1 pseudogene is annotated in these 345 nt (G+C 70.4%); it reads left to right on the top strand.

Annotation, left to right across the window (positions count from 1 at the left end):
* Nucleotides 1-227 precede the first annotated feature (227 nt).
* A pseudogene (locus tag QYS60_RS25750) lies at nt 228-345 on the top strand (CoA ester lyase); the annotation flags it as partial.

Below are 345 nucleotides of genomic sequence, written 5' to 3'. Positions count from 1 at the left end.
ATGCGCCGGTGCTGCGGCACGCCGAGCAGATCCTGCACCGCGCCGAGCAGTCCGCCGCGGCCGCCGACCGCTGACCGCATCGCCGACGGATCCGCGCGACCCCCGGTCGTCCGCGCCCGAAATTTCCCGCGCGTACGACCGTCCGGCGCGCGGATCCTGGGCAAATGCCCTGACAGGGGACCATACGGACAGCATCATCGAAGAGATCACCGATGGAGGAGGTCTCTATGTACGGCGTCGGCGGCCCGGCGTGGTTGTTCTGTCCGGCGGATCGGCCGGAGCGGTTCGGTAAGGCGGCTGCGACGGCGGACGTGGTGATCCTCGATCTCGAGGACGGGGTGGCGC

Source organism: Rhodococcus sp. GXMU-t2271 (assembly GCF_041414735.1).
In the GTDB taxonomy this organism is placed as follows: domain Bacteria; phylum Actinomycetota; class Actinomycetes; order Mycobacteriales; family Mycobacteriaceae; genus Rhodococcus; species Rhodococcus indonesiensis.
This window is presented reverse-complemented; position numbering and strand designations above follow the sequence as displayed.